Here is a 26466-nt window from a genome sequence, read left to right on the forward strand (position 1 = left end):
ATGCCCGTGGCTCTCACCATCGGAATCGTCGGTCTCCCGAACGTCGGCAAGTCGACCCTCTTCAACGCCCTGACCAAGAACCAGGTGCTCGCGGCGAACTACCCGTTCGCGACGATCGAGCCCAACATCGGCGTGGTCAACCTGCCCGACCAGCGGCTCGACAAGCTGGCGGAGATCTTCCACTCCGAGCGGATCCTGCCCGCCGCCGTGTCCTTCGTCGACATCGCCGGCATCGTCCGCGGCGCGAGCGAGGGCGAGGGTCTCGGCAACAAGTTCCTCGCGAACATCCGCGAGGCCGATGCGATCGCCCAGGTCGTGCGCGGCTTCGACGACGACGACGTGGTGCACGTCGACGGCGCGGTGAACCCGCAGAGCGACATGGAGACCATCAACGCCGAGCTGCAGCTCGCCGACCTCGAGACGCTCGAGAAGGCGATCACGCGGTACGAGAAGGAGGTCAAGGGCAAGAAGCTCGACCCCTCGGTGCTCGCCGCGGCTGTCGAGGCGAAGGACGCCCTCGAGCGCGGTGTGCTGCTGTCGGCCTCGGGCATCGACCTCTCGCCGATCAGGGAGCTGGGCCTGTTGACCGCGAAGCCGTTCATCTTCGTCTTCAACGTCGATGAGGCGGTGCTGACGGATGCTGCGAAGAAGGCCTCGCTCGAGGCTCTGGTCGCACCGGCCAAGGCCGTGTTCCTCGACGCGAAGATCGAGTCGGAGCTCATCGACCTCGACCCGGAGGAAGCGGCGGAGCTGCTCGCCTCGACCGGGCAGGACGAGTCCGGTCTCGACCAGCTGGCGCGCATCGGCTTCGACACGCTCGGGCTGCAGACGTACCTCACGGCCGGCCCGAAGGAGGCCCGCGCCTGGACCATCGGCAAGGGCTGGAAGGCCCCGCAGGCGGCCGGCGTGATCCACACCGACTTCGAGAAGGGCTTCATCAAGGCAGAGGTCATCTCGTTCGACGACCTCGTCGAGACCGGTTCGGTCGTCGAGGCCCGCTCGAAGGGCAAGGCCCGGCTCGAGGGCAAGGACTACGTCATGCAGGACGGCGACGTCGTCGAGTTCCGCTTCAACGTCTGACGCTCGCTTCCCGGAAAGGCTTCCCATGACCGACACCACGCAGATCTTCGAGCCCGACGGACGCGCGATTCCGTACATCGTCGAGGGCGACGGGCCCATCGGCCTGGTGCTGATCGCCGAACCCGGACAGGACGCGCTGGGTGTGGTGGGGCACTACCTCGCCGAAGAGGCGGGATTCCACATCATCCGCGTCGGCTATCGCACGAACGTCGACGCGGCGGCGACCGGCGATCAGGCCGACGATGTCGTCGCGGTCATCGATGAGCTGGGCCTCGAGCGCACGTGGGTCGGCGGGCACGGCCGCGGCGGCACCGTCGCGCGTGCACTGGTCGCCGCGCACCCCGAGCGGGTCAACGGACTGCTGCTGCTGGGTGTCGAGGACGAAGACATCGCTCTCGCCCCGGTGATCCCGGTGCTGATCGTGCAGGGTGCGGACGACGAGGTGACCCCGCGCGCCAACGGCGAGCGCCTGCAGGCGACGGCGCCCGAGCGGGCGAGCGTCAAGAACCTCGACGGTGCCGGTCACCTCTTCCCGCTCACGCACCCGGTCGAGACGGCGGTCATCGTCGAGGAGTACCTCGACTGGGACTGAGGTCCCGACGCGTCAGCCGATCGGGATCAGGTACGCGACCACGGCCACGACGGCGGCGACGGCGAACGCCAGCAGGCTGATGAGCAGCGCCTTGCGCTGATCCTTCCGCCGGAACTCGGCGTCCTGGATGCTCTCCTCCTTGCCGAGGTCGCCGAAGTTGTACAGACCCCGGCTCGCGAACCCGACGCAGAAGTGGAAAGCTGCCTGCAGGAATCCCTGGGCCGACAGGAAGACCGGCAGCGCGACCAGCAGACGCCACGGAGCCGTCCACCCGAGGGCGAACGCGATGCCCAGGAAGACGACGGCGATCGCGAGCCCCCACCACCCCGACGCGCGTCGCCTGCGGATCTCGGCGGGACCGATGTTGCACACGCCCGGCTGGTAGACGGCAGTCTGGTTCATGGCGACATTCTGACGTACGGGCTATGCGATCCCCGCGAATTCTGCGAGACGCGCCCGCCCTGCGCCGATGTTCTCCTTGAACCTCGCCGCGGCGGCGAGCACGGCCGGGTCGTCCGCCCGTTCCGGAGCCACGCGCGCAGGGTTCAGCGGCGTCGTGTTCGACCACGCCCGCAGATCCGTCTCCTTCGACATCGCGAGCGACGCGTCGCCGCCGATCGTCTGCATCGTCGCCCAGTCGGCGGGGGTGTCGGAGTACGGCGAGGGGCGGCAGACGCGGTTCTTCTCGGCGTCGTCGTCGCGGGTCGCCTCGACGTAGCCGGAGAGGGCTGCACCATAGCAGGGGAAGCCGACCCGCACCGGCTGCGGCGTGATGGCCTCCGGGGTCCAGATCGGTGTGAGGCCCGGGTACTTCAGCCCTTCGGCTGCGCAGTGCACGACGAGCGAATCGGCGGGCACGTGCACGTCGCCGTCGGCGAACGTCAGGCGTCTCTGGCCGACGGACTGCAGGTGTCCGCGACGGACGACGTCGTCGATCGTCCGGACGAGGTCGAGCTCCCATGTGGCGAGCGTCGGCGTCTTGGCCATCGTCGGGGTGACCGCGGGATCGAAGCGCAGCATGATCCCGGCATCCTCCATCCGGAAGAACACGTCGTCGGGATCCGAAGCCGCCGCCGCGGCGGCCATCGTGTCGGCCGCCATGCCGAGGAAGATCGCCGGGTCGGGCTGCACGACGGCACGGTTGAGCAGCCACGGGTCGCGCGGACGGACCCACGTGATCGCGTTCGCGGCGACGCCGTTCTGCAGCAGCCACACGCACGTGTCGGTCGCCGTCTTGCCGGCACCGACGATGACGTAGTGGCCGGGAGCCTCCGCGAGGCGCACGAGGTCGTTGACGGCCACGACGTGGGCGCCGTCCTCGACCGCGAACGGCGGGGGAGTGAGCAGCGGGATGTCGGGTGACAGGTACCGCGCGTCCACCACCCGCGCGCGGGGCGCATGGAAACGCGTACCGCTGAGCAGCGACACGAACCGGCGGTCGCCCAGGTACTCGCTGCGCCCGTGGAAGGCGACGCGGCCCGACCGGACGAGACGGGCGAGCACGCGCGCGTAGTACTCCGACACCTCCGCGGCGCTCGCGCGTTCGTGCAGTCCCCGCTCGGGGCCGTCCGTCTGCAGCCGGCCGCCGCCGAGGAGCGTCGAGGCGACGCCGTAGAAGGCCGACGCCTGGTGCAGCCGCACGAATCCGTACGCGTCGAGCCAATGACCCCCGGCGCCGTGGCGTCGGTCGACGATCGCGACCGACACGTCGTCGGCGGCCGCGGTGAGGGCGTCCACGAACGCCATCCCCATCGCACCCGCACCGACGACCACGTAGTCGACGTCGACGATCGCCTCCATGCGCTCATCAGAGCAGTGCGCGTGCGGCTCGTCAATGGCCCTTACGACACCCGGACCGCACAAGGCAAGAGGGCGCGGGCGAGACCCGGCCGCGTTCAGAATGGTCGCGTGGGCGAGAACGAAGAACCGCAGGTCTGTCGCGCGCCGCTCGCCGTGACGCCCGACGAGCCGCTTCCGCACCCCGACCCCCACCGCGCGACGGTCCTGGTGATCGGCGTGGTGGCCACGGTGCTGTTCGTGGTGCTGCGGTTCGCGGTGGCGCTGGGCGGACACGATCCCCTTGCCGTCGACCTCTGGTGGGACGACATCATGCTCGCGGGTCTGACCGACGTGGGTCTGGTGATCGCCTGGGTGCCTTCCATCGTCGGCGGGGTGGTGGGAGCGCCTGTCGTCGGGATCCTCATCATCGCGGTCTTCCTCTGGCGGCGACGGCGATGGGATGCTGCGACCCTCGCCGTCGCCATCGTCACCGTGACGGTGATCGGCGCCCCGATGGCCGCGATCATCGCGCGGGTGCGCCCGTCGGACTCGCTCGCCGAGAGCGTGGCCACCTCGTTCCCCTCCGGTCACACGGCCGTCGCGACCACCATCGCCGTCACGCTGGGACTGCTGCTGCGCCGCTGGTACGTGTGGGCACTCGGAGCGGTCTGGATCGCCTACATGATGTGGAGCCGCACCTACCTTCACGCCCACTGGGCGAGCGATGTGCTGGCGGGACTCCTGGAGGGCATCGCGGTCGCCTGCCTGGTGTGGAGTGCGATGCAGGCGTACCGCATCCGAAGGGCGATGTCGTCGCGGGCGTCCTCTGCGGAACCGGACGCCTGAGCACGGTTCGCGTGCGGATTTCAAGCCCCATTCCTGCGGGATTCCCCGGCGATACGCTTCGCGAATGACCACTGCGAAGAACGCGGCGCGGGCAGCGACGGAGTCGCCCGCATTCCGGACCATCGCCCGCATCGGCTACATCGTGCTGGGGATCGTGCACATCGTCATCGGCTTCATCGCCATCTCCGTGGCGACCGGCGGCGCCGGAGAGGCCGACCAGGGCGGTGCGATGGAGGCGATCCGCAGCACACCTCTCGGGGTGTTCCTCCTCTGGGCGATCGCTATCGGGCTGGCGGCGCTCGCCGTGTGGCAGGTCGCGCAGGCGTTCTTGGAGCGCAACCCCGACACCAGGAAGAAGTGGGGCTACCGCGTCAAGTACATCGGCACCGCCGTCGCGTACCTCGCCATCGCCTTCACGGCGCTCGTGTACGCGCTCGGCGGCAGCTCCGACTCGTCTCAGTCGTCGCAGACGCTCAGTGCCCGTCTCATGAGCACCCCCGGCGGGATCTTCCTGCTCGTGCTCATCGGTCTCATCGTCTTCGCCATCGGCGCGGCCTTCGTGGTCCGCGGGTTCACGCGCGCGTTCGAGAAGCACCTCGACCTGCCGACCGGAGTCGCCCGCAAGGGCATCGTGACGTTCGGGATCGTCGGCTACGTCGCGAAGGGCATCGCCGTGGCGGTGGCCGGCGCGCTGTTCGTCGTCGCGGCCGTCACGCACGATCCGCAGACGGCCGGAGGGCTGGATGCGGCACTCCACACGCTCGCCGGTCTGCCCTTCGGGCCCATCATCCTCTGGGTGGTCGCCGCGGGTCTGATCATCTACGGAGTCTTCTGCTTCGCGCGCGCCCGCTACGCGCGGATGTGAGAGAGCGCCGCGACGACTACTCGGCCACGAGCGCGGCATCCGCGGAGAGCGACGCACCACGCTGTGTCGCAGCATCCAACGCCGCCGTCGCCGCGCGGCGTCCTTCGGCGATGAGGCGCGGCACGTCGGTCATCCGCCACTGCGCCATGCCCTCCATCTCGGGCTGGACCAGCACGACCGACGGGTCGGCGACGAGGTCCGCGGTGCGGGTGACGGTGCGCATCATGCGCACGTTCTCCCACTTCGCGTGCAGCCGCACCACGATCACGCGCGTGGCGCCGAGGGCGCGCGCCGCGGCGACCGGCACGTTGTCGATCATCCCGCCGTCCGCGAGCAGCGCATCGCCGCGGCGGATCGGGGGGAGAAGACCCGGCACCGCGACCGTCGCGCGGAGGGCGGCGCTCAGCGGCCCCTCGTCGAGGATGATCCCGCGGCGCGTGCGCAGATCGGTGGCGTACGCGGCGAAGCGCCGGGGCAGGTGCTCGATGCGAGGGTCCTCGCCGAGAGCACGAGGGACGGCGTCGACGATGGCGGTGGTGTCGAGCAGACCCCAGCGCGGCGTCATCGACCAGCGTGCGATCGCGCTCCAGCGGAAAGCGCGTGCGGCGCGCTCGATGGCGTGCGCCTCCAGGCCCGCGGCGTACGCGGCCGCGACGAGGGCGCCCGAACTCGTTCCGGTCGCGATGCCGGGACGGATGCCTCGCTCGGCGAGCACCTGCAGTACACCGACGTGGGCGGCGCCGAAGGCGCCACCACCACCGAGTACGAGCCCCAGCTCAGGGTCGTCGATCATCCGTCCTCCACTTGTCGCGCCCGGGCGAAGGTAGCACTGCGCGGTTGGGGAACGCCTGTGACGCGTGCCGATCGCGGAGGCGATTGACGCGCCACGCGTCTGTTGGGATCCTGGGCGGGATCACGGATCGGCACTGGGGCGAGAGGTGACTGCCATGGCGATGTCGACACGGGCGACGGCGGCGAAGGCGGCGGTGGATGTCGTCGGTTCCTACTTCTCCCGCATGCAGGTCGTCGCGTCCGACCCGGAGGCGCTGGTCTTCGCGTTCGGCAACCCGCACGAGATGGCGCTGCCCGGCCTCCCGGCGGCCATTCGCAGGAACGCCGAGCCGCGGACCGTCGACTGGTTCGCCTACAAGAGCAGCGAGCGGTCCGCGCAGGAAGTCGTGGCGGGCGCGCTGTCCGGAGAGCTGGGACTCGACTTCGAACCCGAAGACATCGCCATGACGCAGGGCGCCTTCGGTGCGATCTCCCTCGCGTTCGCGCTGCTGGCCGACGCGGGGGACGAGGTGGTGATCCCGGTGCCCGGCTGGTTCTGCTACGCGCCGATGCTGCACGCCGCGGACCTCGTCCCGGTCGGTGCCGACCTCGCGCCCGACACGTTCGACCTCGATGTCGACGCGATCGCGCGCGCGATCACCTCTCGCACGAGGATCGTCGTCGTCAACTCGCCCGCGAACCCCACCGGTCGCGTCTATCCGCCGTCGACGTGGGAGGCGCTCGCCGCGGTGCTCGAGAAGGCGTCGCGTGCCCAGGACCGCCGTATCTGGCTGCTGTCCGACGAGCCGTACCGCCGCATCCGCTTCGACGGCATCGCGTTCACCAGCCCCGCCGCCTATTACCCGTGGACGCTGATCGACTATAGCTACGGCAAGGTGCTGCTCGCCCCCGGGGCGCGGCTCGGCTACCTGGCGCTGTCGCCCCGGATCCCCACGGCGGAGCGGGACGAGCTGCGCGCCGGGCTCTTCCCCCTGGGGCTGGCCATCGGCTGGGGGTTCCCCGACGCCGTCATGCAGTACTCGGTGCCGGAGCTCGAGACCCTGTCGCTCGACACGGCCGAGCTGACGCGCAAGCGCGACCGGATGTACGCCGCGCTCACCGATGCCGGGTACGAGGTCACCCGGCCGGAGGGCACCTTCTACCTGTGGGGCAAGGCCCCGGGCGGCGACGCCCAAGCGTTCTGCGACACCCTCGAGGCGCGGGGCGTGTACGTCATGCCCGGGTCGCTGTTCGAGCAGCCGCATCACTTCCGGATCTCGTTGACGGCGACCATGACGATGATCGACCGCGCGATCCCGCACCTCCTCGAAGCGGCCTCGGATCACGACGGGTCTGATTGACGCGGATGCCGCGTCGCCCGCGTTCAGGTCAGGCGCGAGTGTGCGCAGTCGGAGGGGTGGGATCGAGCAGCGACCGCGCAAGCAGCGTCGCCCCCGCGACGGCTGCCGGCATCGTGGCCACAGCGCCGAGCGGCACCAGGAAGCACAGCTGCGTCGCGACGCCGAACCCCAGCACGCGGAAGCGTCCGCGGCGGAGCAGCTTCTTTCGGTCGCGCCTCGTCAGTCCGCGGGCGGTCAGCGCGCGCGAGCTCAGCTCGTCGGCGATCAGCCATCCGGTGAAGACCACCGCGAAGACGGTGCTCGCCACGGCGCCCATCACCGGGAGGAGGCCGATCAGCGCGGCGACCAGTGCGATGCCGACGCCGCGTGCGATGAGCGACAGCCCGTCCGCGACCGAGCGCCAGAACCCGTAGTCGCCCTCGAGCCTCGGGGTCCCGGCGTCTGCCTCGACCGCCCTCCAGATCCGCTCGTAGAACGGCTCGCCCACCAGCAGGGTGAGTGCCGTGAACGTGACGGCGACCAGTATGAGGGCGGCGCCGAGGAGCGCGGTACCGACCGCGATGCGGAAGACGGTCGCCCACACACCTGGCCAGCGGTCGGCGAACGGCGTCATCGCCTCGGTGAGCGCCGGCAGCGAAGCGCTGAGTGCGATGAGCCCGCCGAGGAACAGCAGGCCGACGATCGCCGCAGGAACGAGGCCGAGTGCCATGAGGCCGGGCCTCTGCCGCCATTGCGCGAAGCCACGGCCGAGCAGACCGACCCCTCCGAAGAACTCCCGCATCGGCATCAGCCTAAGACGCCCTCGGCGGCGCAGCGCCACGTTCAGATCGCGGGCCCGCCGTCAAGCCCCTCCTCCCGCCATCCTTCGCCGAGGATCTTTGACGATGACGCGCGACGAGGCGCGGTCACCACCCAGGAGGTCGCCATGCTCGAGACATCGATTCCCGCGATTGAGACCCGTCGCCCCGAGCTGCTGTGGGTGGGATCCGGAGCCTGGGTGGCCTGCGATCCGTCTCTCGACCCCACGGATCCTCGTCGCGTGGTCGCGTACCTCGAGTGCAAAGACGACCTGGTCTATGTGCTGTGGGTCGCCGGAGCCGCCGGCGTGTGCGAGTTCGGATCGATCCGCGACGCACTCGAGCAGATCGCCCACAAGCTCGCGCCCGTGGCGCTCTGACCGACGTCGTCAGCTCGTGGGGAGCGCGGTCTCCGAGACCATCGCGAGAACGTCCTCGAGGAAGCTGGCGACGACACGGGCGTCGCTCGCAGGCAGTCCCGAGGCGAGACTGCGCAGCTTCATCGTGAGCGGGTCGAGGTGGTCCGGGTCGATGTTCCGGTCGAAGGGCTGGACGATCTTCTTGCGCCGGTCGTGTGGGTGACCTTCGACGACGACGAGTCCGCGTGCGACCAGACGGTCGATGAGGGCCGTGCCGGAAGCGGGGGAGAGGTGGAGCGCTTTCACGATCATGGAGGGAGTGACCTCCTCTGTGTCGACCCGCTCCAGCAGGTAGCGCATCGCTGCGCGGTCGGTCTCATTCATGCCGGTCTGCTGCTCGCGGCGACGGGCGAGCTTCGCTTCGGCGAGACGCAGTCTCTCGAGGACACCGGCCACGTCGGGGCTCTGGCCATTGATTCCCGCCGTCGAAGGCATCACGCTCTCCGTCACGAGCACACTCCCTCGTCGGTCCCCGCTCAGGCTCGAGCAAAGAGATACGTTTGATTCGACCACAAAAGGCTTGAAAGCGAAACCTTCAGTCAGTGAACTTCAATTAGCTGAACTTCTGAGAGTGAAATTCTCACTATCGAAAAGTACGGTATCAAACTATTATGGGGAGACGTCTCCGGAAGGAGCAGTCCCCATGGCTGAACTCGCCTACGGTGCCGAGGGCACCCCCATCTACGTCCCGGAGCATCTCCTCGCCCACGTCAAGCTGATCGTCACGACCAAGCTGCGCCGCAACGAGAGCTTCATGATGTCGTGGCGTCACGCCGACGGCTCGGGACGCTCGTCCGTCTGGCTCGATCCGTCGATTCCCCTCCGCTTCACGTTCGAGAGCGCCGACGAACCTCGGATCGATCACGCCCTGCTTGCCCGCCTCGCCGCCGAGGCGAGCTCCAACGCCGGCCTCGTCCTCGAGCTCGATGACATCCACCTGCTGGCTCCGCCGGCGATGACGTCACCCGCGCTCGAGCAGTCCGTGGCCTAGGAGGCTCCGTCCTCAGGAGCAGCCTGCGCTACCACGTCGATCCTGCCCCCGCAACGACGTGGGCGGTTCACTCACCGCCGCGCAGGCTGGGAGCATGGTCTTCCTCGGCTACCACGCCTCCCACGAACAGCTCCCGCCCTCGCGCCTGCTGGCCTCTGTGCAAGAAGCTGAACGCGCCGGATTCGACGGCGCGATGTGCTCCGACCACTTCGCACCGTGGGGTTCGGCGCAGGGGGAGTCGGGGCACGCGTGGAGCTGGCTCGGCGCAGCGATGGCGACCACCGGCTTTCCGATGGGCGTGGTCACGGCACCCGGCCAGCGGTACCACCCGGCGATCTCGGCGCAGGCCATGGCGACGCTCGCGGAGATGTTCCCGGGGCGCTTCTGGTCCGCACTCGGCAGCGGCGAGGCGCTCAACGAGCATGTGACGGGCGACGCCTGGCCGCCGAAGCCACGGCGCGAGGAGCGCCTCGCCGAAGTCGTCGACGTCATCCGGCGCCTTCACGCGGGTGAACGCGTCGACCACGACGGGCTCGTCAGGGTCCACGACGCCCGGCTCTGGTCGCGTCCCGCCGGTCCGCCGCCGCTGCGCGCGGCCGCGGCGTCCGAGCCCACGGCCGCATGGGCGGCCTCCTGGGCCGACGGCCTCATCACGGTGGGACACGACCCCGACGAGATCCGCGCGATCATCGCCGCGTACCGGGATGCCGGGGGCCCCGGCCCGTGCGCGGTGCAGGTGCACGTCAGCCTGGCCGATTCGCACGACGAGGCACGGCGCATCGCGGCCGACCAGTGGCGTCAGGCGACCGTGCCTGCAGAGCTCATGTGGGATCTCATGCAGCCCGAGGACTTCGACCGCCTCGCCGATCCCGGCGATGTCGACGCCCTCGAACACGGCGTGCTCATCTCGTCCGACGTCGGGGAGACGGCGGAGCGCCTCGGCTCCCTCGCGGCGGCCGGCGCGGACGAACTGTTCCTCCACGCAGTCGGATCCGACCAGGAGGCGTTCCTGCAGCGCGCCCGCGGCGGATTGCTCGAGGCGGTCAGGAGCCGGGCATGACGCGCGCCTACACGGGCGATCTCTGGTGGAAGACCGCCGTGATCTACTGCATCGATGTGGAGTCCTACTCCGACTCGGACGGCGACGGCGTGGGCGACTTCGCAGGACTCACCGACCGCGTCGACTACCTCGCGGAGCTCGGCGTGAACTGCGTCTGGCTGATGCCCTTCTATCCGTCGCCCGGCCGGGATGACGGCTACGACATCACGGACTTCTACGGGGTGGACCGACGGCTGGGCACACATGGCGACGTGGTGGAGTTCTTCCGAGATCCTCGAGACCGGCTTGCGCGAGGCGCTGGCACACCGGCTGTCGATCGGCGAGCGCGGCTTCGTGGCCGTGCACAACCTCTCGGACTCGGGCACGTCGGTCACGGTGCCCGTGACAGGTAAGGGGCTCGCCGATCGGCTGTCACCCGCCGTGTACGCCGCCGACGACGACGGCACCGCGACCCTCGCGCTCGAGCCCTACGGATTCCGCTGGCTGCGCGAGGTCGAGATCGTCTGACGGCGCCGTCGCCGCGGTGAGCAGACGCATCGGGGTGCGCGATGTCAAGCCCCTTCGCCGATGCGCCCCGGACGCACAGGCTCGCGCCATGGAACACGACGATATCCACCAGCTGGTTCTGACGCCCCTCGTCGATCGTGCGTGGCGGCTGTGCGACCGCGGGGTGGCCCGGAGCGAGGTGGCGAGCGTGATCGCCTACGTGGAGCAGCTCGACTCGGGGGCGTACGAGGCTGTCTGGGTGTCGGTCGGCCTCGGATCGGCGCGGTTCGCCTCCTTGGAGGGTCTCTTCCGGGCGGCGGTCCAGATGCTCGAGCAGTCGCGCAGCCTCGGCGCGCTCAAGCCTGCACCGATTCCGCACCGCCCGCCCGCGCGCGCCTGACGGCCTCCATCAAGCGCTCGTTGACGCCGGCATCGATTCCGCGGATGAGCGCTCCATGATGACGCTGGGCGGACATCGCGCGATCCGCGTGTCGGGGCTCGGTGGCAGGATGGGGCCATGCCTGAGTCGCCGGAGGTCGAGGCTCTCGTGCGGTTCCTCGCTGACGAGGGGTCCGGGCGAGAGTTCCGCGGAGTCGATGTGCTCGAGTTCCGCACGGTCAAGACGCGTGCCACGCCCCCGGCGAGCATCACCGGACGAACGATCACCGGCGCCCGCCGCCACGGCAAGCATGTGGAACTCGTCCTCGACGAGGCGAGCCTCGTGGTCTCGCTGGGGCGCCATGGATGGATGCGGTGGCTCGATGCCGCGCCCGACGACGAACCCGCCCCGCTCTCGGTTGACGCGCCGCCGGCCCTGGCGAGCTTCGAGCTGTCGGGCGACCGCAGTCTGGAGGTGACCGATGCCGGCAGCTGGGTGTCGCTCGGACTGTTCGTCGTCGGCGACGCCGGTGAGGTTCCCGCGATCGCGAAGCTCGGGCCCGATCCCGCGGACGCGGCCTTCACGCGCGCGCAGTTCGACAGCGCGCTGGGCGGTCGCCGCAAGCAGATCAAGGCGATCCTGCAGGAGCAGGAATCGCTCGCCGGCATCGGCAACGCCTACTCCGACGAGATCCTGCACCTCGCCAAGGTGTCGCCTGTGACCCACGCGGCTGCGCTCGACGACGGCTCGACGGACCGGCTGTTCGACGCGACGCTGACGACCGTGCGCGGTGCGATCGATGCCCGGCTCGGCGTCCCCATCGATCAGCTCAAGGAGTACAAGGTGGCGGCGATGCGCGTGCACGGGCGCACGGGCGAAGCCTGCCCCGTGTGCGGCGACACCATTCGCGATCTGACGTTCTCCGGCACGTCGGCGCAGTACTGCCCGACGTGCCAGAACGGGGGAGTGCCGCTCTGAATCGGAGCCCTCAGGGACTCGGGCGGCCGACGTCGCTGTTCCCGTGGGTAGCATGGTCGCTATGACGACTTCGCAGCAGCCCGCCCCGATCACCCTCGCACCCGTCGCCGACGAGAAGAACCTCCTCACGGTGGTCGAGTCCGCAGGTTCGTGCTGCGGTGGCGGCAGCTGCAGCATCGACTGACCCGCCTCCGTCCACTTCACGACGCGCCGGCGATGACCGACGAACAGCTTCACATCACCCCGCGGGTCGGCCGCATCCTCATGTCGGAGGAGGCGATCTACGGACTGATCCTCGTGTCGGGCATGATCGTCGTCTCGGCGAAGGGCACCTCATGGGAGGCGCTCGTGACCGTCGCGGTCACCGTCATCGTGTTCTTCGCCGCCCACGTGTTCGCCGGCACTCTGGGCCGCCTGGCCGCCACCGACGGTCATGCCGGACTCCGGGCCAGCCTGCGCGCGTCCGCTCGTCAATCGGGCGGCATGCTCCTCGCGTCTGTTCCGCCGCTGCTCATCCTGCTGCTCGGCGCGACGCGCGTCATCGAAGACTCCACCGCGCTCTGGGTGGCGCTCATCGCCAACACCGTCATGCTCGGCGCACTGGGCTGGATCGCCGTCGCGCGCTGGAGCACGCACTGGCTTCCACGCATCCTGAGCGCGCTCATCACCGCCGCTTTCGGCGGAGTGCTCATCCTCTTGAAGGCCGTCATCCACCACTGACGTGGCCGCGTGCGGCCTGCGCCGGCGCGAGCAGGGCGGCGACCAGTGCGGGGCTGAGACCCGGCACGTCGTCGACGGGCACCGCCAGGGCCAGCAGCGCCCGGCTGAAGTAGTTCCGCACGGCCGCGGCGAGCGTGATGTCGACGATCTGCCGATCGGTGAACCCGAGATCGCGGAGGCGCTGCGTGTCGGCGTCGGTCATGGTCGCGGCATCCGTCGAGAGCTTCTCGGCGTACGCGACCACCGCCATGTCGGTCTCGTCGAGGCCGGCGTCCGCGCCCTCGCGTGCAAGCCGGGCGAGTTCGTCCTCATCGAGGAGACCGGCGCGCAGGCTCTTTCGGCCATGCGCGAGGAGGCAGTGGTCCGACCCGATCGCGCGGGCGGCGCCGAGGGTGGCGAGTTCGTAGTTGCGCAGGCCGATCGACGGCACGATGCTCCGGATGAGCGTCTCGAAGGCCGCATGGGCCTCGGGATTGATCGCCATCGCGCGCGTATGCCCGAAGACGAACCCGTCGCTGCGGAGGTCGCCGTCGTACATCTCGGCGACGTGGCCGGTGGCGCCGTCGAGGTCCGGAGTGCTCACGATCATGGTGCTGCCTTCCCGTCGGGTTTCGGGCGCATCCAGAATCGCGGATGCCCCACCCCTTGTCGAGGGGCGGGGCATCCGGGTGATACCTCGGTCAGTGACCGGCGGGCGCGCCCATCGGTGCGTCGGCCGGCTTGCGGATGAGGAACGCGCCGACCAGCAGCGGCAGCGACAGGAACGCCGCCGTGAGGAACGCGGCGTGCGTGCCGGCGGCTCCGGCGGCGACGGTGTCGGCACCCGACGACGTCGCGGCCGACGATGCCGCCGCCATGACGCCGAACATCAGTGCGATGCCCGCGGCGCCGGCGACCTGCTGGGCGGTGCCGACGACAGCGGAGCCGTAGGAGTAGAACTTCGGCTGGAGCGAGCCGAGCGACGCCGTGAAGAGCGGCGTGAACGACAGCGCCAGGCCGAACGACAGGATCGTCTGCGCCACGGCGATCAGCCACACCGGCGTCTCGGCGCCGAAGGTCGTGTAGAACCACAGCATCGCGCTCGTGATCACCGCGCCGGGAACCAGGAGCACGGTCGTGCCCCAGCGGTCGTAGATGCGGCCGATGACGGGGCCTGCGAGGCCCATCGCGAGAGCGCCGGGGAGCACGACGAGACCCGTGGTGAGCGGGTCGACGCCGACGACGTCCTGCAGGTAGAGCGGCACCACGGTGATCGCACCGAAGAACGCCATCGACATGATCGACATCTGCGCGATCGACAGCGAGAAGTTCGCGCTGCGGAACACGCGGAGGTCGAGCAGCGCGTCATCCTTGCGCTGGAGCACGACCTGGCGCCAGCCGAAGAGGCCGAGCGCGACGACGCCGACAGCCAGGGACACGATGAGGGTCGTGGTCGAGGCGGCGCTCGCGGCCGCGGCATCCGCTCCGCTGCCGTGTCCGCCGGCGCCCAGCTGGCTGAGGCCGAAGACCAGGCCGCCGAAGCCGAGGGCCGAGAGGATGACCGACAGCACGTCGATCGGCGCGCGCGTGGTCTCGCCGAGGTTGTGGATCCAGCGCGCGCCGACGACGAGCGCCACGATCGCGATCGGCAGCACGATGCCGAAGATCCAGCGCCACTCGAAGTTGTTGAGGATCGCACCCGCGAGGGTCGGCCCGATCGCCGGGGCCAGCGACATCACGATGCTGACGCGCCCCATCATGCGGCCGCGGATGGCGGCGGGCACGACGGTCATGAGCGTCGTCATCAGCAGCGGCATCATGATCGCGGTGCCGGACGCCTGCACGACGCGTGCGGCGAGCAGCATCGGGAAGCCGGGCGACAGGAAGGCGATGAGCGTTCCCAGCGAGAACAGCCCCATCGCCGCGATGAACATCGCCCGTGTCGTGAAGCGGCGCAGCAGGAAGCCGGTGATCGGGATGACCACCGCCATCGTCAGCATGAACGCGGTCGTCAGCCACTGCGCGGACAGCGCGGTGATGCCGAGGTCGGTGATGAGGTGCGGGATCGCCACGCCCATCGTCGTCTCGTTGAGGATGGCGACGAAGGCGGCCGCGAGCAGCAGCCAGATGACGCGGCTCTCTTCGGGGCGCAGCTTGGGCGCCGCACCCGCGGCGCTACTCGGAACAGCGGGGAGGCTGCCGGTTCCGGGGGTCGTTTCGATGGCGGCCATAGGTCGTCTCCTCGAGGCTCGGATGGACAGCGATGTGCCACCCGAGGATGGCAAGCCTTCAAGATAACCACAGGTTCCGACATCCCATTCCCGCATTTCGGGACGGGATGCCGGAGATCAGGCGACCCGAGGGGTCAGCTGTCGGAGCGCTCGGGCTCCGCGTCGTCCCACTTCTCGGAGCCGATCGCGTCGGTCGGCTCGGCCTCGGGCTCGCGCTCTTCGAGGTTCTTCGGGAGGGGGTTCACGATCTCCTCGTGCGGGATGGCCTGGAGGGCGTCGATCTCTTCGCGGAGCTCCGCGAGGTCGCTGCCGTCGTGTGCGGGGAGGTCGGGCGTCGAGGTCATGCCACGAGCCTAGCGTCGGCGGCGCTGGTTAGGCTGGCCACGTGAGCATGCGCGGCGGTGGGGGCGGGGGCGGACACCCCGGCTTCCGCCCGGTCGACACTGACGCCCAGCGGCGCGCGAACGCCGAGGCGCCCCAGATCCCGAATCTCGGGCGGCGGGTGGTCGCCCTCTTCCGGCCGTACAAGTGGTCGATCGTCATCACCGGAATCCTGGTGGTGGTCGCCGCCGGCATCGCGGTCATCCCGCCGCTGCTCGTGCAGCGGGTGTTCGACGACGCACTGTTCCCCGTCGACGGCTCGCCCCCCGACCTCTCGCTGCTGTGGAAGCTCGTGCTCGCGATGATCGCGCTCTTCCTGCTGTCCGCCGCGGTCGGCGTGGTGCAGACGTGGCTCACCTCCACCGTCGGCAACCGGGTCACCGGCGACCTCCGGGTGAAGCTGTTCGATCACCTGCAGTCGATGGAGCTGGGCTTCTTCACGCGCACGAAGACCGGCGTCATCCAATCGCGCCTGCAGAACGACGTGGGCGGCGTCTCGGGTGTGCTCACGAACACCGTGACGAGCATCCTCGGCAACACCGTCACGGTCGTCGCTTCGCTCGTCGCGATGATCCTCATCGACTGGCGGCTCACGATCATCGCCGTCGTGCTCATGCCGTTCCTCATCCTGGTGCAGCGCCGCGTCGGCCAGGTGCGGGCGCGCATCGCGGGCGAGACGCAGGAGTCGCTGTCGGAGCTGACCGCCATCACACAGGAGACCCTGAGCGTCTCGGGCATCCTGCTCTCGAAGTCGTTCAACCGCCAGCGCACCGAGTCGACGCGCTACGCCGACGAGAACGTCAACCAGGTGCGGCTGCAGGTGCGGCGCGCGATGAGCGGCCAGGGCTTCTTCGCCGTGGTCCAGGTCATCATGGCGAGCGTCCCCGCCATCATCTACCTCGTCTCGGGCTACCTCATCGGCGGCGGCACCGACGCCATCACGGCGGGCACGATCGTCGCGTTCACCACGGTGCAGGCGCGACTCCTCATGCCCCTCATGGGGCTCATGCGCGTCTCACTCGACCTGCAGACCTCGTCGGCGCTGTTCGCCCGCATCTTCGAGTACCTCGACCTCGTGCCGGCCATCCGCGAGGCCCCCGACGCCATCGCCGTCGCCGACGCCCCCGGCCCCCTCGGGCGCATCGAGTTCCGCGACGTGGAGTTCCGGTATCCGGACGCCGCGTCCGACGCCCGCGCGACGCTGCAGGGCGTGTCGTTCACGGCCGAGCCCGGTCAGCACGTCGCGTTCGTCGGGCCCTCCGGCGCGGGCAAGACGACCGTTCTGTATCTGACGCCGCGGCTGTACGAGGCATCGGGCGGGTCCGTCCTCTTCGCCGGGGAGGACGTGCGACGCCTCACGCAGGAGTCGATCATCGACAACGTGGGCATCGTGTCGCAGGAGACGTACCTGTTCCACGCCACGATCCGCGAGAACCTGCGGTACGCGAAGCCGGATGCGACGGATGCCGAGGTCGAGGCCGCGTGCCGCGCCGCGAACATCCATCACGTGATCGAGCGTTTCGAGAAGGGCTACGACACCGTCGTCGGCGAACGCGGTTATCGGCTCTCGGGCGGGGAGAAGCAGCGCATCGCGATCGCGAGGGTGCTCCTGAAGGACCCGCCCGTGCTCCTCCTCGACGAGGCGACGTCGGCCCTCGACACCGTGTCGGAGCGGGTCGTCCAGGAGGCATTGGATGCGGCGGCGCGGGGCCGCACGACGCTGTCGATCGCGCACCGCCTGTCCACGGTGATCGCGGCCGATGTCATCCACGTCGTCGAGGCCGGGCGCATCGTCGAGTCCGGAACGCACGCCTCGCTGCTCGCGGAGGGCGGGCTGTATGCCGAACTCGCGGCTCAGCAGCTCGCGACGACGCGGATCCTCGAGGCGGAGGACGCCGAGGCGCCCGCCGACCACCCCGAGCGGCGAGCCGACAGCCCGCCCGACGCGCCCGTCCTCACCTCGGAAGAGGTGATGGCCGCCGGTCGCGGCAGCGTCGGAGACCCGGAGTGGCGCGAGGACTGAGCTCCCGCACGGCAGGCGGTGGCGTCGTCACCAGAGCCGCGCGGCGGCCAGCGCCGTCGCGGCCGGCTCCGACAGCACGACCCCGTCCGCGCGCGACCCCAGCGTCCGTGCGAACGCGCCGAGCTCCCGCCGGTAGGCGTCGTCGGCGTGATCGCGGGCGAGGTCGACGAGGGGCGGCAGGTCCATCGCGAGGATGAGACGGACACGGGATGCCGCGGCCCGCGGCTGGCCCGCCGCATCCAGCACCGCGATGCCGCCCGTGAGCGCCTCGAGGTAGTCGCGGAGCACGGGGAGCTCGCCCTTGTGCTGGGTGATCGAGGACCCGTCGGCGCGCTCGCGCCACTCCACGACGACGTCGGGGATGACGTCGAACGCGCGGGCGCGCGTGTACATCTGCTGCGCGACGATCTGGTCCTCATAGGCCTTGCCCTCGGGGAAGCGCAGACCGGTGCGCCGCCACAGATCGGTGCGGCTCACCTTCGACCACGCGACGATGTTGCCGGATGCCTCGGGGTGCTGGTCGAGGGTGACGCCGACGCGTGCGGGATCGGTCGCCGCCGCGACCCAGGGCTGCACGCTGCCGGCCTCGTACCCGCCGGCGCTGTCGGGGCGCAGGCGCACATACGCGCCGAGCGCGAAGTCGCTGCCGCTGTCGGCCACCGTGCCGACGAGCCGTTCGAGCGCGGTCGGGGTGAGGCGGTCGTCGGCGTCGAGGAACCCCAGGAACGGGGTGCGGACGAGGTCGAGGGCGGAGTTGCGCGCGGCACCGAGCCCGCTCTGCGCATCGTGGTGCACGACCTGGAACCGCTCGTCCGCCGCGGCGGCGGCGTCGAACAGCCGCCCGGTGGAGTCGGTGGATGCGTCGTCGACGAGGATCGCGACCCAGTCTTCGCGTGTCTGCGCGCGCAGGGAGTCGAGCGCCTCGGCGGCATAGAGAGCCACGTCGTAGCCCGGGACGATGACGGTCACGGCGGGGGTCACGTCCCGATCCTACGGGCGCTCCGGAGGGCCGGGCTCCGCTGTGTCAGTGCGGTGAACCGTTGACGGCGGCGACGGATGCCTCGACCGCATCGGCGACGGCGTCCAGCGGCGCGTTCAGCCAGCGCGGGAAGGTGAACCGCACCGCGGTCTGCGCCACCTCCGGGGCGATGCCCATCGCCAGCAGCACATGCGAGGGCTCGTCGCTCCCCGCCGCGCACGCCGAGCCGCTCGACGAGACCACGCCGCGGCGCTCCAGCTCGAGCAGCACGGCCTCGCCGCTCGTCCCGGCGAACGTGAAGCTCGCGGTGCCGGCGAGGCGGTGCACCGGGTCGCCCGTGAGACGCGCCGACGGGATCCGCTCGAGCACGCGGGCGATGAAGCGGTCGCGGATGGCCGACACACGAGCGGACGCCTCGACCCGTTCGGCTTCGGCGAGCTCCAGCGCGGTCGCGAAGCCGACGGCGCCGGCGACGTCCTCGGTGCCGCTGCGGCGGCCGCGCTCCTGACCGCCGCCGTGCATCAGGGGTTCCAGCGGGATCCTCCCGCGGACGCCCAGCACCCCCGTGCCCTTCGGCGCGCCGAGCTTGTGCCCGGCGAGCGAGATCGCGTCGTACCCGAGCTCGTCGGCCGACAGCGTCAGCCAGCCCGCCGCCTGGACGCCGTCCAGGTGCAGCGGGACGCGCCGCTCGCGGACGATGGCCGCCAGGGACGCGGCATCCTGGATCGTCCCGACCTCGTTGTTCGCGTACCCGATGCTCACCAGCACCGTGTCGTCGCGGAGGCTCTCTACGACAACATCCGTCGCCACGCGCGCGTGCTCGTCGACGGGCACGCGCGTCGCCGCGAACCCGTGCACGCGTTCGAGGTAGTCGACCGATTCGAGCACCGACTCGTGCTCGATCGGCGTCGTCACGACGTGCGCGCGGCGGTCGTCGCGACGGAGGGTGGCGGCGATCGCGATGCCCTTGATCGCGAGGTTGTTCGCCTCGGTGCCGCCGGAGGTGAAGACCACGTCGCCGGCGCGGAGGCCGAGCACGCCTGCCACGCGCGCCCGGGCGTCTGCCAGGGCGTCGGCCGCCGCCTCGCCCACGGTGTGGTGGCTCGACGCGTTGCCGTACCAGCGGGTCAGGTACGGCATCATCGCCTCGAGCACCTCGGGGCGCACCGGCGTGGTCGCGGCGTTGTCGAGGTACAGCATGCTCATCGGGTGCTCCGGGGTGGATCAGGCGGCGTCGATGCGCACGTCGAGCCCGAGATCGAGGGCGCGCGCAGAGTGGGTGAGCGCGCCGACCGAGATCACGTCTACGCCGGTCTCGGCGATCGCGCGCACGGTCTCGAGCGATACCCCGCCGGATGCCTCGACCGTCGCCCGGCCGGCGACCTGGGCGACCCCCGTGCGGAGGTCGTCGAGGGAGAAGTTGTCGAGCATGATCGTGCCGATGCCGGCGGCGAGCACCGGCTCGATCTGCTCGAGCCGGTCGACCTCGACCTCGATGTGCGTCGTGTGGGGGAGGAGGTCCTTCGCGGCGAGGAGCGCCGCCGTCGGCGAGACGCCCTTCTGCGCGAGGACCGCGAGGTGGTTGTCCTTCGCCATGACCGCGTCTGACAGCGAGTGGCGGTGGTTGCGGCCGCCGCCGTCGCGCACGGCCTTGCGCTCGAAGGCACGCAGGCCCGGGGTGGTCTTGCGCGTGTCGGCGATGCGCGTGCCGGTGTGCGCGATCTCGGCCACGTACGTCCCGGTGAGGGTCGCGATGCCCGACATCCGCTGTACGAAGTTGAGGCCGATCCGCTCGGCCGTGAGCACGCCGCGCGCCGGACCGGTGACGACCGCCAGCACGGCGCCGGGTTCGAACCACTCGCCGTCCTCGACGACCAGCTCGACGTCGATCGCCGGGTCGGTGAGCCGGAATGCCGCCTCGAACACCTCGCCGCCCGAGAACACGCCGCGTTCGCGCGCGACGAGATCGGCGCGGGCGACCGCGTTCTCGGGGATCAGCGCCTCGCTGGTGAGGTCGCCCCACGGCGCGTCCTCTTCGAGGGCGGCGGCGACGGCACGGTCGATCACGGCGCGGGTCAGCATGCGACGGGCTCCTTCGAGAGGTGCGAGGCGGGGGAGTTCTGAGCGGCGGTGCCGCGCGATGCGGTGACAAGGGCGGGAGCCTCCGCGGGCGTCCCGTCGGAGCGGAAGTGCGCGCCGACCGACGCCCGGCGCGCAAGGGCGGCCGCGACGAGGTGCTCGGCGACGAGGAGCAGGTTCTCGTCCTCGAAGTGGTGCTCGGTGACCGGGGTGCGCTGCTGCGCGCGCCAGGTCGAGATGACGGATGCTGCGTGCCCGAGGCCCGCTTCATCCCGCACGAGTCCGGCATCGTCCCAGAGCAGCTCCTGCAGCGCCGGCCGCGAGAACGCCGGTGCGTCTGCGGTGTCGCCGCCGCGCCTGCTCGCGGTGAGGGCGGGGGCGGGGAGGACTGGCCAGGATCCGGCGGCCGCGTCCTCGGCGATGACGTCACCCGCGCGTGCGCCGAACACGGCGCCCTCGAGCAGCGAGTTCGAGGCCAGACGGTTCGCGCCGTGCACGCCGGTGCGCGCGACCTCGCCCACGGCGTAGAGGCCGGGCAGGGTGGTGCGGCCGAGCAGATCGGTGCTGACGCCGCCCATCAGGTAGTGCGCGGCCGGCGTGACCGGGATCGGCTCGCGCGCCCAGTCCAGGCCCCGCTCGCGCACCGCGCGGTCGATGGTGGGGAAGCGGCGGGCGAGGAAGGCCGCGCGCTCGTCGGCATCCTCGGAGTGGATGTGCGTCGCGTCCAGGAACACCGGGCGGCCGTGCTGCGCCTCCATCTGCCGTGCGATCGCGCGGGCCACGACGTCGCGGGGCGCGAGCTCGCCGTCGGGGTGCGCGTCGAACGCGAACCGGCGGCCGTGCTCGTCGACGAGGGTCGCGCCCTCGCCGCGCACGGCCTCCGAGACCAGGAACGAGTCGCCCACCGCCAGCACGGTCGGGTGGAACTGGAAGAACTCGAGGTCGGCGACGTCGGCGCCGGCACGAATGGCTGCGGCGATGCCGTCGCCCGTGGCCACCTCCGGATTGGTCGAGTGTGCGTACAGCTCACCCGCGCCGCCGGTCGCGAGCACGACCGCGTCGGCCGTGACGATCTCGCGACGGCCGGCGGCAGCATCCGTCTCTCCGACGACCAGTTCGACGCCGCTGACGCGACCGTCCGTCACGACGAGGTCGACGAGGAACGCGTGTTCGATCACGGTGACGTCGCTGGCGCGCAGCCGCGCGACGAGCGCCTTCTCGATGGCCGTTCCGGTGGCGTCGCCGCCGGCGTGGAGGATGCGGGGATAGGAGTGCGCGGCCTCGAGCCCCTTCACGAAACCGCCGGTGTCGTCGCGGTCGAACGCGACGCCGAGCGCGATCAGCTCGCGGATCCGCGCGGGGCCCTCGTCGACGAGCACGCGCACCGCGGCCGGATCGCTGAGACCGGCGCCGGCGACCAGCGTGTCGCGCACGTGGTCGTCGGCACGATCGTCGTCGAACATCACGCCGGCGATCCCGCCCTGTGCGAAGCGGGTGTTGGCGTGCTCGAGCACGTCCTTCGTCACGAGCGTGACGCGGCAGCCGTGCTCGACGGCGTGCAGGGCGGTGAGCAGCCCGGCGATGCCCGAGCCCACCACGATGGCACCCGGCCCGCCTTCGGTTTCGTGCACCGTCATGAGGCGTTCTCCCACGCGGCCGCGGGTGCTGCCGGCGGCTTGGCCGCCAGCATCCGCTCCAGCGCCACCCGTGCCGGATCCGCAACGGAAGCCGGCACCGTGATGCGGTTGCGCACCTCGCCCGCGACGAGACCCTCGAGCACCCACGCGAGGTAGCCGGGGTGGATGCGGTACATGGTCGAGCAGGGGCACACGACCGGGTCGAGGCAGAAGATCGTGTGCTGCGGGTGGTCGGCGGCGAGGCGCTGCACGAGGTTCACCTCGGTGCCGATCGCGAACGTGGTCGGCTCCGTCGCGGCCTCGATCGCCTTGCGGATGTAGTCCGTCGAGCCGGCCTCGTCGGCGGCGTCGACGACCTCCATCGGGCACTCGGGGTGCACGATCACGCGCACGCCCGGGTGCTCGGCGCGGGCCTTGTCGATCTGGTCGACCGAGAAGCGGCGGTGCACCGAGCAGAAGCCGTGCCACAGGATGACGCGGGCGTCGGCGAGCGTGTCGGCGTCGGAGCCGCCGAGCGGCTTCCGCGGATTCCACATCGGCATCTGCTCGAGTGGCACGCCCATCGCCTTGGCGGTGTTGCGGCCGAGGTGCTGGTCGGGGAAGAACAGCACGCGGCGTCCGCGCTGGAACGCCCACTCCAGCACCGTCCGCGCGTTCGACGACGTGCACACGATGCCGCCGTGGCGTCCGACGAAGCCCTTGATCGCGGCCGAGGAGTTCATGTACGTCACGGGGATGACGGGAACGAGCCCATCCTCGTCGACGGCGTCCATGTCGCCGTAGACGTCGGCGAGCTGCTCCCAGCACTCCTCGACCTGGTCGATGTCGGCCATGTCGGCCATCGAGCAGCCGGCCGCGAGATTCGGGAGGATCACGGCCTGCTCGGGACGTGACAGCAGATCGGCGGTCTCGGCCATGAAGTGGACGCCGCAGAACACGATCGCCTCGGCGTCGGGGTGCTCCAGCGCCGCGTTCGCGAGCTGGAACGAGTCGCCCACGTAGTCGGCGTGCACCACGACCTCTTCGCGCTGGTAGAAGTGCCCGAGCACGACGACGCGGTCGCCGAGCGTCGCTTTCGCGGCGCGGATGCGCTCGTCGAGCTCGGCCTCGGACGCCTCGCGGTACTCGCGGGGCAGCTCGCCCTGGCGCGGCGACCCGGTGGGGATGACGTCGCCCATCGACGAGCCGGGGCCGTATCCGGGGCGCGTGTCGAAGTCCCAGGGGCCGGCGGCGAGATCGGTGTTGCAGGTCTCGCCGACGACGGCGCCCGCGACGATCGCCTGGATGGCGTGGTCGACCGAGGCGTCCAGTTCGGGGCGGGGCTGGAGGGTGATGTTCACGGCAGGCATGTCGGGTGCTCCGTTCGGGGGATCAGTGGCGGGCGTCGAGCGGGCCGCGGTCGGCGAGCTCGACGTCCTGGTTGTAGCGGTAGAGCCGCGCGGGGCGGTGGCTTCCGGTGCGGAAGCGGTCTGTGGGGATGAGGGTGCCGGAGTTCTCGACCTGACGGCGGAAGTTCGCCGGGTCGAGGCGCCGGCCGAGGATCGCCTCATAGACCTCGCGCAGGTCGGCGAGGGTGAACTCGTCGGCGAGGAGGCCATGGGCGATGCGGCTGTAGCCGACCTTGTTGCGCAGGCGCCACAGCGCGTAGTCGACGATCTCGTTGTGGTCGAAGGCGAGTTCCGGGAGGGCGGCCGCGTCGAACCACTCCACGTTCTCGACCGATCCGTCCGTGATCTCGTCGGCGCGCAGGAGCGCCCAGTACACGATCGAGACGACCCGCGTGGGGGAGCGGTCGACGGCGCCGAACGCGTACAGCTGCTCGAGATAGCTCGGTGCCAGCCCGGTCGTCTCGGCGAGGGTACGGGATGCCGCAGCATCCAGTCCCTCCGTCGCGTCCAGCCATCCGCCGGGGAGCGCCCACTGGCCCTCGTGCGGATCGCGCGTGCGCCGCACCAGCGGCAGGACGACCTGCACGGCGTCGCTTCCGGGGAGCCGGCGGAGGGTGAAGATCACCGTCGACACCGCGACGCGGATCGTTTCGGCGTCGGCCGGGGCGCTGGGGGAGTGGGGCTCAGGTGCTGTTCTGGTCATGGTGACTCTAACTGTCTGATCCGATCATAGTGTCACTCTGACCAGAAGCCAAACCCCTGCCGTAACACCCGTCGCGACCCACCAGCCCGGCCCGAACCGTTGCGAAGACGTGACGTACACAGTGCGTTCCCAGGATGCGCGGGAGGGGGAATGTTTGTTAGGTTTACTAACACTCATTTGTTAAGGATCAGTACTTAATGAATGCACCGGGTGCCCGCGCACCTCCTCCCTGCAATGCCGCACGAGAGAAAGAACCAACGATGATTCGAAACGCGAAGCGCCGAGCGGCGCTCATCGCCGTCGCCGGGGCCGCCATCCTCGGTCTCGGCCTGTCGGGCTGCGCCACTGGCGGCGGCAACGACAGCGGCGATTCCGAGGGCCGCACGCTGCGGGTCTGGGCCGGAAGCCAGACTCCGATCGAGGCGAACTTCAACCCCTTCTCGCCGAGCGTGCTGCATGCCGCGCTCGGTCCGATCTACGAGCCGCTGTTCTTCTACAACAAGACCGCCGACGACGCGCCGGCCCCCATGCTCGGCGAGAGCTTCGAGTACAACGAGGACGGCACCGTCATCACGGTGACGCTCAAGGACGGCGTGAAGTGGAGCGACGGTGAGGACTTCACGGCGGAAGACGCCGCGTTCACCTTCAACTACGAGCCGAACCACCGCGACGGTCTCATCTCGGCGGAGGCCCCCGACGACACCACGCTCGTCCTGACCTACGAGACGCCGCAGTTCACGAACGAGTTCCAGATCCTCGGCACCACCTGGATGCTGCCCGAGCACATCTGGTCGGAGGTCGACGACTACACGACCTTCACCGACGAGGAGCCGGTGGGCACCGGCCCGTACGTCGTCGACAAGGTGACGGACGCGTCCTACACCGTCGTCGCGAACGAGAACTTCCGCGAGGAGGGCGTGCCGGCGATCAAGAAGGTGCAGTACATCGGCATCGACGCCAACCAGTCCGCGCAGGACCTGCTCACGGCGGGCGAGCTCGACTGGACCGGCATGTTCGTGCCCAACCCCGACTCGGTGACCTCGAACGGCGTCATCAGCATGCTGAACACGCCGCAGGACCCGACCGTGCTCTACACCTGCTCGAACGCCGAGCTCGGTTGCACGGGCCCGCAGACCGACGTCGCGGTGCGCCAGGCGCTCAATGTCGCGATCGACCGCGGCACCATCAAGGAGAAGGCGTTCGTCGGCCTGACCGGCGACATCTCGCCCACCTTCGCTCTGCTCCCGCGCGACCAGAAGTGGGTCGCCGACCCGGCCAACGAGATCAGCCCGCAGTCGCCGGATGCCGCGGCCGCCGGTGAGATCCTCGAGGCCGCCGGCTACACCAAGGGCGGCGACGGCTTCTACGGCAAGGACGGCACCCCGATCGAGCTGAGCCTCATCTCGGTCGACGGCTGGACGGACTACAACGACGCGGCCAAGCTCATCAGCGAGCAGGCGGCAGAGGCCGGCATCAAGGTCAACGCCTCGACGGTGCAGTGGCAGGAGTTCTCGGACGCACGTCAGACCGGGCAGTACCAGCTGATCATGGGCGGTGTCATCGGCACCTCGGTCGCCGACCCGTTCCAGATCTACAAGGACTGGTTCGCCGGTGAGTCGACCTCGCAGGTCGGCGAAGAGGTCCCCGCCGGCCGCTGGAACTTCAGCCGCTACGACAACGCGATCGTGAACGAGGCCGTCGCCGCGGCCGCAGCCACGAACGACGAGGCCGTCAAGCAGGAGGCGTACGCCACCCTGCAGACCGAGATCGTCCGCGACCTCCCGTACATCCCGCTGGTGATCAACGCGACCCAGACGTTCTTCAACACGAAGGACTTCACGGGCTGGCCGACCGAGGACGACCTGTACGCGTTCCCGCCGGCCTGGGGTTCGGTGGCGGCCGGCTACGTGCTCCAGCACCTGGAGCCGGTGAAGTAATGCAC

General features: G+C 70.3%; 29 protein-coding genes and 1 pseudogene. 16 read left to right on the forward strand and 14 right to left on the reverse strand.

All coding sequences use genetic code 11. From position 1 onward, the window contains the following. Positions 1–6 precede the first annotated feature (6 nt). Together ychF and ACFVSU_RS17920 are read left to right on the forward strand one after the other, a co-directional pair. Positions 7–1080 (forward strand): redox-regulated ATPase YchF, encoded by a 1074-nt coding sequence (ychF, locus tag ACFVSU_RS17915; RefSeq protein ID WP_310291951.1) that lies wholly within the window; start codon positions 7–9, stop codon positions 1078–1080. A gap of 25 nt (positions 1081–1105) precedes the next feature. Then, positions 1106–1672 carry an alpha/beta fold hydrolase gene (locus ACFVSU_RS17920; RefSeq protein WP_387146010.1) on the forward strand — a complete coding sequence of 189 codons (567 nt, stop codon included), beginning with the start codon at positions 1106–1108 and terminating at the stop codon, positions 1670–1672. 12 nt (positions 1673–1684) lie between these two features. On the opposite strand, the gene ACFVSU_RS17925 is transcribed toward ACFVSU_RS17920, so the two are convergent. Both ACFVSU_RS17925 and ACFVSU_RS17930 read right to left on the reverse strand, forming a co-directional pair. Continuing rightward, positions 1685–2074 (reverse strand): hypothetical protein, encoded by a 390-nt coding sequence (locus ACFVSU_RS17925; RefSeq protein WP_387146012.1) that lies wholly within the window; start codon positions 2072–2074, stop codon positions 1685–1687. Positions 2075–2095: 21 nt separating this feature from the next. Next, complete coding sequence (locus ACFVSU_RS17930) at positions 2096–3472, reverse strand: pyridine nucleotide-disulfide oxidoreductase (RefSeq protein WP_387146015.1); 1377 nt, start codon at positions 3470–3472, stop codon at positions 2096–2098. Positions 3473–3580: 108 nt separating this feature from the next. Between ACFVSU_RS17930 and ACFVSU_RS17935 the strand changes: the two genes are divergently transcribed. Beyond that, positions 3581–4297 carry a phosphatase PAP2 family protein gene (locus ACFVSU_RS17935; protein WP_387146018.1) on the forward strand — a complete coding sequence of 239 codons (717 nt, stop codon included), beginning with the start codon at positions 3581–3583 and terminating at the stop codon, positions 4295–4297. Between the two features lie 64 nt (positions 4298–4361). Beyond that, on the forward strand, positions 4362–5162 hold the full coding sequence (locus ACFVSU_RS17940; RefSeq protein WP_387146021.1) for a DUF1206 domain-containing protein: 801 nt from the start codon (positions 4362–4364) through the stop codon (positions 5160–5162). Positions 5163–5178: 16 nt separating this feature from the next. On the opposite strand, the gene ACFVSU_RS17945 is transcribed toward ACFVSU_RS17940, so the two are convergent. After that, a complete protein-coding gene (locus ACFVSU_RS17945; RefSeq protein ID WP_387146024.1) occupies positions 5179–5955 on the reverse strand; it encodes a patatin-like phospholipase family protein in 777 nt (258 codons plus the stop codon). Positions 5956–6109: 154 nt separating this feature from the next. Between ACFVSU_RS17945 and ACFVSU_RS17950 the strand changes: the two genes are divergently transcribed. Further along, positions 6110–7294, forward strand: coding sequence for an aminotransferase class I/II-fold pyridoxal phosphate-dependent enzyme (locus ACFVSU_RS17950; RefSeq protein WP_387146027.1), 1185 nt, complete (start codon positions 6110–6112; stop codon positions 7292–7294). A 28-nt stretch (positions 7295–7322) separates the two neighbouring features. Here the strand turns inward: ACFVSU_RS17950 and ACFVSU_RS17955 are convergent, their stop codons facing one another. Continuing rightward, positions 7323–8075, reverse strand: coding sequence for an EI24 domain-containing protein (locus ACFVSU_RS17955; RefSeq protein ID WP_387146030.1), 753 nt, complete (start codon positions 8073–8075; stop codon positions 7323–7325). 144 nt (positions 8076–8219) lie between these two features. Here ACFVSU_RS17955 and ACFVSU_RS17960 point away from each other — a divergent pair, with 144 nt between their 5' ends. Continuing rightward, a complete protein-coding gene (locus ACFVSU_RS17960; RefSeq protein ID WP_387146033.1) occupies positions 8220–8471 on the forward strand; it encodes a hypothetical protein in 252 nt (83 codons plus the stop codon). Positions 8472–8480: 9 nt separating this feature from the next. On the opposite strand, the gene ACFVSU_RS17965 is transcribed toward ACFVSU_RS17960, so the two are convergent. Further along, positions 8481–8945 (reverse strand): MarR family winged helix-turn-helix transcriptional regulator, encoded by a 465-nt coding sequence (locus ACFVSU_RS17965; protein ID WP_387146036.1) that lies wholly within the window; start codon positions 8943–8945, stop codon positions 8481–8483. 208 nt (positions 8946–9153) lie between these two features. On the opposite strand from ACFVSU_RS17965, the gene ACFVSU_RS17970 reads away from it, so the two are divergent. From ACFVSU_RS17970 to ACFVSU_RS18005, 8 genes and pseudogenes are all read left to right on the forward strand, one after another. After that, positions 9154–9501 (forward strand): hypothetical protein, encoded by a 348-nt coding sequence (locus ACFVSU_RS17970; protein WP_387146039.1) that lies wholly within the window; start codon positions 9154–9156, stop codon positions 9499–9501. A gap of 94 nt (positions 9502–9595) precedes the next feature. Continuing rightward, entirely contained in the window at positions 9596–10561 is a 966-nt protein-coding gene (locus ACFVSU_RS17975; RefSeq protein ID WP_387146042.1) for a TIGR03885 family FMN-dependent LLM class oxidoreductase, read from the forward strand. Continuing rightward, a pseudogene (locus ACFVSU_RS17980) lies at positions 10558–10845 on the forward strand (alpha-amylase family glycosyl hydrolase); the annotation flags it as partial. The gene ACFVSU_RS17975 and the pseudogene ACFVSU_RS17980, both read left to right, overlap by 4 nt. Then, complete coding sequence (locus ACFVSU_RS17985) at positions 10805–11068, forward strand: hypothetical protein (RefSeq protein ID WP_387146045.1); 264 nt, start codon at positions 10805–10807, stop codon at positions 11066–11068. The pseudogene ACFVSU_RS17980 and the gene ACFVSU_RS17985, both read left to right, overlap by 41 nt. Before the next feature lie 88 nt (positions 11069–11156). Continuing rightward, complete coding sequence (locus tag ACFVSU_RS17990) at positions 11157–11447, forward strand: hypothetical protein (protein WP_387146049.1); 291 nt, start codon at positions 11157–11159, stop codon at positions 11445–11447. Between the two features lie 117 nt (positions 11448–11564). Next, entirely contained in the window at positions 11565–12404 is an 840-nt protein-coding gene (locus ACFVSU_RS17995; RefSeq protein ID WP_387146052.1) for a DNA-formamidopyrimidine glycosylase family protein, read from the forward strand. Positions 12405–12465: 61 nt separating this feature from the next. Continuing rightward, on the forward strand, positions 12466–12588 hold the full coding sequence (locus ACFVSU_RS18000) for a hypothetical protein (protein ID WP_268776123.1): 123 nt from the start codon (positions 12466–12468) through the stop codon (positions 12586–12588). Positions 12589–12620: 32 nt separating this feature from the next. Further along, positions 12621–13124: a hypothetical protein gene (locus ACFVSU_RS18005; protein ID WP_387146056.1), complete on the forward strand. Its 504-nt coding sequence runs from the start codon at positions 12621–12623 to the stop codon at positions 13122–13124. On the opposite strand, the gene ACFVSU_RS18010 is transcribed toward ACFVSU_RS18005, so the two are convergent. From ACFVSU_RS18010 to ACFVSU_RS18020, 3 genes are all read right to left on the reverse strand, one after another. Then, positions 13111–13713 (reverse strand): carboxymuconolactone decarboxylase family protein, encoded by a 603-nt coding sequence (locus ACFVSU_RS18010; protein ID WP_387146059.1) that lies wholly within the window; start codon positions 13711–13713, stop codon positions 13111–13113. The genes ACFVSU_RS18005 and ACFVSU_RS18010 overlap by 14 nt on opposite strands. A gap of 91 nt (positions 13714–13804) precedes the next feature. Continuing rightward, positions 13805–15334 carry an MDR family MFS transporter gene (locus ACFVSU_RS18015; RefSeq protein ID WP_387146062.1) on the reverse strand — a complete coding sequence of 510 codons (1530 nt, stop codon included), beginning with the start codon at positions 15332–15334 and terminating at the stop codon, positions 13805–13807. A 134-nt stretch (positions 15335–15468) separates the two neighbouring features. After that, on the reverse strand, positions 15469–15678 hold the full coding sequence (locus ACFVSU_RS18020) for a hypothetical protein (RefSeq protein ID WP_387146065.1): 210 nt from the start codon (positions 15676–15678) through the stop codon (positions 15469–15471). A 47-nt stretch (positions 15679–15725) separates the two neighbouring features. Between ACFVSU_RS18020 and ACFVSU_RS18025 the strand changes: the two genes are divergently transcribed. Next, on the forward strand, positions 15726–17738 hold the full coding sequence (locus ACFVSU_RS18025; RefSeq protein ID WP_387146180.1) for an ABC transporter ATP-binding protein: 2013 nt from the start codon (positions 15726–15728) through the stop codon (positions 17736–17738). Positions 17739–17765: 27 nt separating this feature from the next. Here the strand turns inward: ACFVSU_RS18025 and ACFVSU_RS18030 are convergent, their stop codons facing one another. The 6 genes from ACFVSU_RS18030 to ACFVSU_RS18055 are packed head-to-tail and all read right to left on the reverse strand — an operon-like array spanning position 17766 to position 24524. Beyond that, positions 17766–18719, reverse strand: a complete 954-nt coding sequence (locus ACFVSU_RS18030) for a glycosyltransferase family 2 protein (protein ID WP_387146068.1) — start codon at positions 18717–18719, stop codon at positions 17766–17768. A 43-nt stretch (positions 18720–18762) separates the two neighbouring features. Then, the gene (locus ACFVSU_RS18035) at positions 18763–19917 is read right to left on the reverse strand and encodes a cysteine desulfurase family protein (protein WP_387146184.1); all 1155 of its coding nucleotides are present in this window, start codon (positions 19915–19917) and stop codon (positions 18763–18765) included. 24 nt (positions 19918–19941) lie between these two features. Continuing rightward, the gene (gene nadC, locus ACFVSU_RS18040; protein ID WP_387146071.1) at positions 19942–20799 is read right to left on the reverse strand and encodes a carboxylating nicotinate-nucleotide diphosphorylase; all 858 of its coding nucleotides are present in this window, start codon (positions 20797–20799) and stop codon (positions 19942–19944) included. Further along, positions 20793–22433, reverse strand: a complete 1641-nt coding sequence (gene nadB / locus ACFVSU_RS18045; RefSeq protein WP_387146074.1) for an L-aspartate oxidase — start codon at positions 22431–22433, stop codon at positions 20793–20795. The genes nadC and nadB overlap by 7 nt, the downstream gene beginning before the upstream one ends. Next, on the reverse strand, positions 22430–23782 hold the full coding sequence (gene nadA / locus ACFVSU_RS18050) for a quinolinate synthase NadA (RefSeq protein WP_387146077.1): 1353 nt from the start codon (positions 23780–23782) through the stop codon (positions 22430–22432). The genes nadB and nadA overlap by 4 nt, the downstream gene beginning before the upstream one ends. A gap of 22 nt (positions 23783–23804) precedes the next feature. Beyond that, the gene (locus ACFVSU_RS18055) at positions 23805–24524 is read right to left on the reverse strand and encodes an NUDIX domain-containing protein (protein ID WP_387146080.1); all 720 of its coding nucleotides are present in this window, start codon (positions 24522–24524) and stop codon (positions 23805–23807) included. Between the two features lie 260 nt (positions 24525–24784). Between ACFVSU_RS18055 and ACFVSU_RS18060 the strand changes: the two genes are divergently transcribed. Continuing rightward, on the forward strand, positions 24785–26461 hold the full coding sequence (locus ACFVSU_RS18060) for an ABC transporter substrate-binding protein (protein WP_387146083.1): 1677 nt from the start codon (positions 24785–24787) through the stop codon (positions 26459–26461). Positions 26462–26466: the final 5 nt, after the last annotated feature.

Source organism: Microbacterium sp. NPDC058062, assembly GCF_042885375.1.
GTDB classification, from domain to species: Bacteria; Actinomycetota; Actinomycetes; order Actinomycetales; family Microbacteriaceae; genus Microbacterium; species Microbacterium trichothecenolyticum_C.

Excerpts from the sequence above, each read along its gene's own strand:
- ACFVSU_RS17920 (WP_387146010.1), top strand. The coding sequence starts at position 1,106 with ATGACCGACACCACGCAGATCTTCGAGCCCGACGGACGCGCGATTCCG.
- ACFVSU_RS17925 (WP_387146012.1), bottom strand. The coding sequence starts at position 2,074 with ATGAACCAGACTGCCGTCTACCAGCCGGGCGTGTGCAACATCGGTCCC.
- ACFVSU_RS17930 (WP_387146015.1), bottom strand. The coding sequence starts at position 3,472 with ATGGAGGCGATCGTCGACGTCGACTACGTGGTCGTCGGTGCGGGTGCG.
- ACFVSU_RS17940 (WP_387146021.1), top strand. The coding sequence starts at position 4,362 with ATGACCACTGCGAAGAACGCGGCGCGGGCAGCGACGGAGTCGCCCGCA.
- ACFVSU_RS17945 (WP_387146024.1), bottom strand. The coding sequence starts at position 5,955 with ATGATCGACGACCCTGAGCTGGGGCTCGTACTCGGTGGTGGTGGCGCC.
- ACFVSU_RS17950 (WP_387146027.1), top strand. The coding sequence starts at position 6,110 with ATGGCGATGTCGACACGGGCGACGGCGGCGAAGGCGGCGGTGGATGTC.
- ACFVSU_RS17955 (WP_387146030.1), bottom strand. The coding sequence starts at position 8,075 with ATGCGGGAGTTCTTCGGAGGGGTCGGTCTGCTCGGCCGTGGCTTCGCG.
- ACFVSU_RS17960 (WP_387146033.1), top strand. The coding sequence starts at position 8,220 with ATGCTCGAGACATCGATTCCCGCGATTGAGACCCGTCGCCCCGAGCTG.
- ACFVSU_RS17965 (WP_387146036.1), bottom strand. The coding sequence starts at position 8,945 with ATGCCTTCGACGGCGGGAATCAATGGCCAGAGCCCCGACGTGGCCGGT.
- ACFVSU_RS17970 (WP_387146039.1), top strand. The coding sequence starts at position 9,154 with ATGGCTGAACTCGCCTACGGTGCCGAGGGCACCCCCATCTACGTCCCG.
- ACFVSU_RS17975 (WP_387146042.1), top strand. The coding sequence starts at position 9,596 with ATGGTCTTCCTCGGCTACCACGCCTCCCACGAACAGCTCCCGCCCTCG.
- ACFVSU_RS17985 (WP_387146045.1), top strand. The coding sequence starts at position 10,805 with ATGGCGACGTGGTGGAGTTCTTCCGAGATCCTCGAGACCGGCTTGCGC.
- ACFVSU_RS17990 (WP_387146049.1), top strand. The coding sequence starts at position 11,157 with ATGGAACACGACGATATCCACCAGCTGGTTCTGACGCCCCTCGTCGAT.
- ACFVSU_RS17995 (WP_387146052.1), top strand. The coding sequence starts at position 11,565 with ATGCCTGAGTCGCCGGAGGTCGAGGCTCTCGTGCGGTTCCTCGCTGAC.
- ACFVSU_RS18000 (WP_268776123.1), top strand. The coding sequence starts at position 12,466 with ATGACGACTTCGCAGCAGCCCGCCCCGATCACCCTCGCACCCGTCGCC.
- ACFVSU_RS18005 (WP_387146056.1), top strand. The coding sequence starts at position 12,621 with ATGACCGACGAACAGCTTCACATCACCCCGCGGGTCGGCCGCATCCTC.
- ACFVSU_RS18010 (WP_387146059.1), bottom strand. The coding sequence starts at position 13,713 with ATGATCGTGAGCACTCCGGACCTCGACGGCGCCACCGGCCACGTCGCC.
- ACFVSU_RS18015 (WP_387146062.1), bottom strand. The coding sequence starts at position 15,334 with ATGGCCGCCATCGAAACGACCCCCGGAACCGGCAGCCTCCCCGCTGTT.
- ACFVSU_RS18020 (WP_387146065.1), bottom strand. The coding sequence starts at position 15,678 with ATGACCTCGACGCCCGACCTCCCCGCACACGACGGCAGCGACCTCGCG.
- ACFVSU_RS18025 (WP_387146180.1), top strand. The coding sequence starts at position 15,726 with ATGCGCGGCGGTGGGGGCGGGGGCGGACACCCCGGCTTCCGCCCGGTC.
- ACFVSU_RS18035 (WP_387146184.1), bottom strand. The coding sequence starts at position 19,917 with ATGCTGTACCTCGACAACGCCGCGACCACGCCGGTGCGCCCCGAGGTG.
- nadC (WP_387146071.1), bottom strand. The coding sequence starts at position 20,799 with ATGCTGACCCGCGCCGTGATCGACCGTGCCGTCGCCGCCGCCCTCGAA.
- nadB (WP_387146074.1), bottom strand. The coding sequence starts at position 22,433 with ATGACGGTGCACGAAACCGAAGGCGGGCCGGGTGCCATCGTGGTGGGC.
- nadA (WP_387146077.1), bottom strand. The coding sequence starts at position 23,782 with ATGCCTGCCGTGAACATCACCCTCCAGCCCCGCCCCGAACTGGACGCC.
- ACFVSU_RS18055 (WP_387146080.1), bottom strand. The coding sequence starts at position 24,524 with ATGACCAGAACAGCACCTGAGCCCCACTCCCCCAGCGCCCCGGCCGAC.
- ACFVSU_RS18060 (WP_387146083.1), top strand. The coding sequence starts at position 24,785 with ATGATTCGAAACGCGAAGCGCCGAGCGGCGCTCATCGCCGTCGCCGGG.